Genomic DNA, 7,077 nt, shown 5'->3' on the forward strand with positions numbered 1-7,077 from the left:
CGCTCCTACGGGACGCTCCTACGGGTTGGGGTCGTGGTAGGATCGCGCGCCATGCGCGTCGCCGACTTTGATTACTCCCTGCCGGGCGAGTTGATCGCCCAGCGCCCATTGCCGGACCGGTCCGGGGCCCGATTGCTGGTGCTGGAAGATGCACGGCCGGGCGATTCCCGGATGCGGGAGATCGGGAACCTCCTGCGGTCGGGCGATCTGCTGGTGCTGAACGATACGCGCGTGATCCCGGCCCGGCTGCTGGGGCGCAAGGCCACGGGTGGGCGGGTCGAGGTGCTGGTGGAGCGCATCGAGGGCCCGGACACGGCGCTGGCGCTGGTGCGGGCCAGCAAGTCGCCGCCGGTCGGCTCGCGGCTGTGGCTCGAGGATGCGGTGGAGATGGAGGTGATTGGGCGCGAGGACATGTTCTTCCGCCTGCGCCTGCTGAACCGCCCGGATTTCCTGGCCGCGCTGCGGGAGCATGGGCACGTGCCGCTGCCGCCGTACATCGAGCGCCCCGACAGCGCGGAGGACCAGGAACGCTACCAGACGGTCTTCGCCGCGCGCGACGGTGCGGTCGCGGCCCCGACGGCCGGGCTCCACTTCGATGCGCCATTGCTGGAGGCGCTGCAGGAGCGGGGCGTGCGGGTGACCACGGTTACGCTGCACGTCGGCGCCGGAACCTTCCAGCCGGTGAAGGTCGAGAATACCGACGAGCACCGGATGCACGCCGAGTACGCCGAGGTGAGCCCCGAGACCTGCGCTGCGATCGAGGCCTGCAAGGCGCAGGGCGGCCGGGTGGTCGCGGTCGGCACCACCTCCATGCGCTCGCTGGAATCGGCCGCGGGCGCAGCACACGTGCCGGATCTCGGCTCGGAGCATCCGGGCGAACAGGCCGGCTTGCCCGCGGCGCTGACGGGAGCACTCCCGGATGACCGGCAGGCCCCGGAGCCCGCGGCAGGCGGGCGCCAGGCGCCGGTGATCCGTCCGTTCGCAGGCGAGACGAGGCTGTTCATCACGCCCGGCTTCCGGTTTCGCGTGGTGGACCGCCTGCTGACCAATTTCCACCTGCCGCAGAGCACGCTGCTGATGCTGGTGACGGCCTTCGGGGGATACCGTCGCGTGCTCGGGGCCTACGAACACGCGGTGCGGCAGCGCTACCGCTTCTTCAGCTACGGGGATGCGATGTGGCTCGCGCCGGGACGCCCCGAGGATCTGCCGCCCAGTGCATAGGGGCCTGTACACCCCCGCGTGGGAGCGGCCTTCGGCCGCGATGGCCGATGCACTCGGCTCGATGCCGCATCGCGGCTGGAAGCCGCTCCCACGACTGCGCTGGCGAATGTTGCCCGGGGGCTGGGTTCGTGCGTCCAGGAGGGGGATGTGGCCGCCGGCTGAAGGCCTGTGCGAATTGTGATGAGATTTGAACTGCAAGCAACCGACGCAGGGGCACGAAGGGGCGAGCTGACCTTCTCCCGCGGCACCGTGCAGACCCCCGCCTTCATGCCGGTGGGCACCTACGGCACCGTGAAGGCGATGACGCCGGAGGATCTGCGCGAGGTCGGCGCCGAGATGATTCTCGGCAACACCTTCCACCTGATGCTCCGCCCCGGTACCGAGGTGATCCGGGCCCACGGCGATCTGCATGGGTTCATGCACTGGGACGGTCCGATCCTGACCGACTCCGGCGGCTTCCAGGTCTTCTCGCTGGCGGAGCTCCGGCGCATCAGCGAAGAGGGGGTGCGTTTCCAGTCCCCCGTGAACGGCGACCGCGTGCTGATGACGCCGGAGTCCTCGATGCAGGTGCAGCGCGAGCTCGGCTCGGACGTGGTGATGATCTTCGACGAATGCACGCCCTGGCCGGCAACCGAGGACCAGGCCGCGGCCTCGATGGAGCTGTCCCTGCGCTGGGCCCGCCGCTCGCGGGAGGCTCACGGCGACAATCCGGCGGCACTGTTCGGTATCGTGCAGGGCGGGATGTACCCGCAGCTGCGCACCCGCTCGGCCGAGGGGCTGATGGCGATCGGTTTCGACGGCTACGCGATCGGTGGTCTGTCGGTGGGCGAGACCGAGGCCGAACGGCTGCGGACGCTCGACGCGACTCTGCCCCTGCTCCCGGACGACCGCCCGCGCTACCTGATGGGCGTCGGGCGTCCGGAGGACATCGTGGAGGCCGTGCGCCGCGGCGTGGACCTCTTCGACTGCGTGATGCCGACGCGCAATGCCCGCAACGGCTTCCTGTACACCCGCCGGGGCGTCCTGCGCATCCGCAACGCACGATACCGCGACGATACCGGGCCCGTGGACCCGGCCTGCACCTGCTACACCTGTCGCAACTATTCCCGGGCCTACCTGAAGCACCTCGACAAGTGCAACGAGATCCTCGGGCCGAGACTGGCGACCATCCACAACCTGCATTACTACCAGGAACTGATGCGCGGTCTGCGTGCGGCCGTCGAGGCCCGCGCGCTGGATGGCTTCGTGGCGGATTTCTATGCGGCCCGCGGCATGCCGGTCCCTGCTATGGCATAATGCGGCGCGCTTCAGAGCAGAACCCCAGGGGGCGGTCGGCTCTACCGTCATCGCGAGGAGCAGAGCGACGTGGCGATCCGCAAGGCATCGATCTTCCATGTACCGGGTGGATCCTGCGGCTGGCTCGCCCATCCGGCCACTCCCCGGCTGTCTGAGGCACCGCGTGCAACCGTGCCGCAACGCGCTGGCAGCGACGGCAGAGCGGGTCGGGGTCGCGTGTTGCGCTTGCGGTGTCTGCAATCTTCAAGCGATGCGCCAGCGTCCCTGGCCTGAACCCGAACGAATTCCGTTGAATGGAGTGACCTGATGGACTTTTTCATTTCCGCAGCCCACGCGCAGGAAGGGGCGCCCGGTGGCGGCATGATCGAATTCCTGATCATGATCGCCATCTTCTTCGCGATCATGTACTTCCTGATCATCCGGCCCCAGAGCAAGCGCGCGAAGGAACACCGCGCGATGGTCGAGGCCCTGTCCAAGGGCGACGAGGTCGTCACCAACGGCGGACTCCTCGGCAAGATCACCGAGGTGAGCGAGAACTTCATCCGCGTGGATCTCGCGGACGGCGTCAACGTGATCATTCAGCGCCAGTCGATCGCCCAGGTCATGCCGAAAGGCACCATGAAAGACATCTGACGACCGAGACCCATGCGCAACTCCTATCCCGTCTGGGTCTACGCCCTGATCGTCCTCGCCATCCTCGGTGGCGGTCTGTATGCGTTGCCGAACATCTACCCCGAAGATCCCGCGGTGCAGGTCTCGAACTCCCGCACCGGGGAGGTGGAGCCGGAGGTCAAGTCGATCATCGACGTGATCCTTGCAGCCCAGGGTCTCAGTCCACGTGAGGTGGAGGAGCGCGAGGGGCAGCTGCAGCTCCGGTTCGACACCTCCGATCAACAGCTGCGGGCGGCCGACGTATTGCGCGGGGCACTGGAGGGTGCGCACGTGGTGGCGCTGGCGATGGCCCCGGCCACGCCCGATTGGCTGCGCGCGATCAACGGCCGGCCGATGTCGCTGGGACTGGACCTGCGCGGCGGGGTGCACTTCCTGATGGAGGTAGACCTCAACGCGGTGATCGGGACGGCGATGGAGCGCTACACCAACGAGTTCCGCGGCCGCCTGCGCGAGCAGCGGCTGGCCTTCGGGGAGGTGGAGCGCTCTGCACGGCACCTGACCGTGAGCTTCGCCTCCGAGGAAGACCGTGCGGAAGCGCTGAACTGGCTGCGTCGGGAGTATCGCGAGGAACTCGAGTTCCTCGAGCGGGGGGCGGGTGCGGACAGTGCGCTGGAGGCCCGTCTCGAACCGGATCACCTGACCGAACTCCGGCGCCAGGCGCTGCAGCAGAACATCAGCACGCTGCGCACCCGCGTCGACGAACTGGGTGTTGCCGAGCCCCTGATCGCGCAGCAGGGCGAGAGCCGGATCGTGGTGCAGCTTCCCGGCGTGCAGGACACGGCCCGGGCCAAGGAGATCCTCGGGGCCACCGCCACCCTCGAATTCCGCATGGTGGCCGAAGGCGAGGATGCGCTGGAGGCCGAGCGAACCGGTCGCACGCCATCGGGCACGCGGCTTTACTACGAGCGCGACGGCGCGCCGGTGCTCCTGCAGCGTCGGGTAATGCTCACGGGTGACTTCATCACGGGCGCCTCCTCCGGCATCGCGCAGGACACCGGCGGACCCGCCGTGTTCATCAATCTGGACGGGCAGGGTGCGCGCATCTTCTCGCGCGTGACCGCGGAGAACGTCGGCCGGCTGATGGCCACCGTCTTCATCGAGACGACGACCGAGACGGTCGAGGAAGAAGGCGAACTGGTGCGCCGGACGACCCGGAGCGAGGAGGTCATCAACATCGCCCGGATCAACGAGCCCCTGGGTCGGCGCTTCCAGATCACGGGGCTGGACAGCACCCGCGAGGCGCACAACCTGGCGCTGCTGCTTAGAGCCGGAGCGCTGGCCGCACCGATGTCCATCGTGGAAGAGCGCACCGTCGGTCCGAGCCTTGGCCAGGAGAACATCGACCGCGGCATGCAGTCGGTGATCATCGGCTTCATTGCGGTGCTGCTGTTCATGGCGCTGTACTACCGCGTGTTCGGCGTGATCGCGAACTTCGCGCTGGCCCTGAACCTCGTCTTCATCGTTTCGATCCTGTCGATGCTGCAGGCGACGCTGACGCTGCCCGGGATTGCCGGCATCGTGCTGGTGGTCGGGATCGCGGTCGATGCCAACGTGCTGATCTTCGAGCGAATACGCGAGGAACTGCGCAACGGCATGTCGCCGCAGGCGGCGATCGCGAGCGGCTACGAGCGCGCCTTCGTGACCATCGCCGACGCCAACGTGACCACGCTGATCGCGGCGCTGGTGCTGTTCCTGTTCGGAACCGGCCCGATCAAGGGCTTCGCGATCACGCTGTCCATCGGGGTGGTGGTGTCCATGTTCACCGCCATCGTCGTCACGCGCGCCATCGTGAACCTGACCTACGGCCGCCAGCGACGCCTCGCGCGGCTCTCCATCTAGGCCCGGAATCCGCTCATGCTTCCACATCTGAATTTCGCCCAGTCCAACATCAACTTCCTGGGACGACGCAGGATCGCGCTCGGCCTTTCCGTGGCCCTGGTGCTGGTCTCGGTTGTGCTGCTGGCCACGCGCGGGCTCAACTTCGGGATCGACTTCACCGGCGGCACGCTGGTCGAGATCGGCTACCCGGAGGCCGTCGAGCTGGATCCGATCCGGCAGCAGCTGGACGAGACCGGTTTCGAGGGGGCCACGGTGGTGTACTTCGGTACCTCCCGCGACGTGCTGATCCGCCTGCCGCCCCGCGCCGACGATCCGGACCAGGCGGCGCTGTCGAACGAGGTGCTGCGGGCCCTGCAGTCGGGCGGACCCGAGGGCGTGGAGTTGCGGCGGGTGGAGTTCGTCGGGCCGGCGGTCGGCGAGGAGCTGCGCGAGCAGGGCGGGCTCGCGATGATCTACGCCCTGTTCGGGATCCTGATCTACATCGCGGTGCGCTTCGAGTGGCGCTTCGCGGTGGGTTCGGTGCTGGCGCTGGTGCACGACGTGATGATTACGCTGGGTTTCTTCGCACTGACGCAGATGGAGTTCGACCTCGCCGTGCTCGCGGCGGTGCTCGCAGTGATCGGCTATTCCCTGAACGACACCATCGTGGTGTACGACCGGATCCGCGAGAACTTCCGCATCATGAGGAAGGAGGGCACCGAGTTCGTGATGAACAACGCGGTGAACAAGACGCTGGCCCGCACCATCGTCACCAGTATGACCACACTGATCGTGCTGCTCGCCCTCTTCGCGCTGGGCGGCGCCGCGCTGAACAACTTCGCGATCGCGCTGATCGTGGGGGTGGCCGTCGGGACCTACTCCTCCATCTTCATCGCGGCCGCCGCCGCGCTGATGCTCGGCGTGGACCGAAAGGTCCTGCTCCCGGTGAAGAAGGAAGGCGTGGAGGAGGAGGAGACGCCGTGATTGGGGGCGTGTCCGCCGAGGCGTTGGATCGCGGGTTGGATCGTGGGTTGGATCGCGGCTGGAAGCCGCTCCTACGGGGGGTATACGGGGAGGTTGAATCGCGGCTGGAAGCCGCTCCTACGGAGAGCAGGGAGCTGTGGGAGCGGCTTCCAGCCGCGATGACCTAACCCCCTTGGCTTATGCTATGTGGGACCGGTGCTCGTGCGAGGCGACCCCCTCGGCGATCCGATCCTGACCCCGCCCGTTATGCGGCGCCGGCCCCCAAGGCTCCCCGCAGCCGCTGCAGCATCGCCTTCAGCACCTTCGGGTTCCCGGCCACCACATCCCCGCGGCGAAACACGTCCGGCTTGCCATCCCAGTCGCTCACCAGCCCGCCGGCCTCCTGCACCAGCAATGCCCCGGCGGCCAGGTCCCAGTCCCGCAGGCCCATCTCCCAGAACCCGTCAAAGCGCCCCGCCGCAACGTAGGCCAGATCCAGCGCCGCCGAACCTGGCCGCCGCACCCCCGCGGTGTCGACAATCATCGCCGCCAGCGTCTTCAGGTACTTCTCCAGGCTCTGCTCCTCCCGGAACGGAATCCCGGTCCCCAGCAATGCCCCGTGCAGGTCCGGGCGATCCGTCACCCGAATGCGACGGTCGTTCAGAAAGGCGCCGGCACCCCGCGTCGCGGTGAAGAGCTCCTCGCGCAACGGGTCGTAGATCAGCCCCTGCTCCAGCCGCCCCCGATGCCTCAGCGCGATCGAAATCGAGAAGTGGGGGACCTTGTGCAGGAAATTCGTGGTACCGTCCAGGGGATCGATCACCCAGACGTAGTCGTCCCCTGCCTGGTGCCCACCTTCCTCGGCCAGGATCCCGTGATCCGGATAGGCCTGACGCAGGATCTGCACGATGGTCTGCTCGGCCTGCAGATCCACCTCGCTGACGAAGTCGTTGCGCGACTTCTCCCGGACATTCAGCGTGTCGATGCGATCCCAGGCACGCGTGGTCACGCGCCCGGCGGCCCGGGCGGCCTTCACGGCGGTGTTGAGCATCGGGTGCATGGGCGGGACTCCGGGATGGCTGCTGGGGGTCGCGAACGATACACAAG

At 67.8% G+C, this 7,077-nt stretch carries 6 protein-coding genes; 5 read left to right on the forward strand and 1 reads right to left on the reverse strand.

Annotated features, from left to right (window positions below):
* Window positions 1-51: 51 nt before the first annotated feature.
* The 5 genes from queA to secF all read left to right on the forward strand — a co-directional run bounded on the left by queA (window position 52) and on the right by secF (window position 5,991).
* A complete protein-coding gene (queA, locus tag ACESMN_RS12955) occupies window positions 52-1,221 on the forward strand; it encodes a tRNA preQ1(34) S-adenosylmethionine ribosyltransferase-isomerase QueA (protein ID WP_373054030.1) in 1,170 nt (389 codons plus the stop codon).
* A gap of 180 nt (window positions 1,222-1,401) precedes the next feature.
* On the forward strand, window positions 1,402-2,517 hold the full coding sequence (gene tgt / locus ACESMN_RS12960; RefSeq protein ID WP_373054026.1) for a tRNA guanosine(34) transglycosylase Tgt: 1,116 nt from the start codon (window positions 1,402-1,404) through the stop codon (window positions 2,515-2,517).
* 306 nt (window positions 2,518-2,823) lie between these two features.
* Window positions 2,824-3,150: a preprotein translocase subunit YajC gene (yajC, locus tag ACESMN_RS12965; RefSeq protein WP_373054027.1), complete on the forward strand. Its 327-nt coding sequence runs from the start codon at window positions 2,824-2,826 to the stop codon at window positions 3,148-3,150.
* A 12-nt stretch (window positions 3,151-3,162) separates the two neighbouring features.
* Window positions 3,163-5,028, forward strand: a complete 1,866-nt coding sequence (gene secD / locus ACESMN_RS12970) for a protein translocase subunit SecD (RefSeq protein ID WP_373054028.1) — start codon at window positions 3,163-3,165, stop codon at window positions 5,026-5,028.
* Window positions 5,029-5,043: 15 nt separating this feature from the next.
* Entirely contained in the window at window positions 5,044-5,991 is a 948-nt protein-coding gene (secF, locus tag ACESMN_RS12975; RefSeq protein ID WP_373054029.1) for a protein translocase subunit SecF, read from the forward strand.
* Between the two features lie 244 nt (window positions 5,992-6,235).
* Here the strand turns inward: secF and ACESMN_RS12980 are convergent, their stop codons facing one another.
* Window positions 6,236-7,030, reverse strand: a complete 795-nt coding sequence (locus ACESMN_RS12980; protein WP_373054031.1) for an inositol monophosphatase family protein — start codon at window positions 7,028-7,030, stop codon at window positions 6,236-6,238.
* Window positions 7,031-7,077: the final 47 nt, after the last annotated feature.

The sequence above is a fragment of the Thioalkalivibrio sp. genome (genome assembly GCF_041690275.1).
Classification (GTDB): domain Bacteria; phylum Pseudomonadota; class Gammaproteobacteria; order Ectothiorhodospirales; family Ectothiorhodospiraceae; genus Thioalkalivibrio.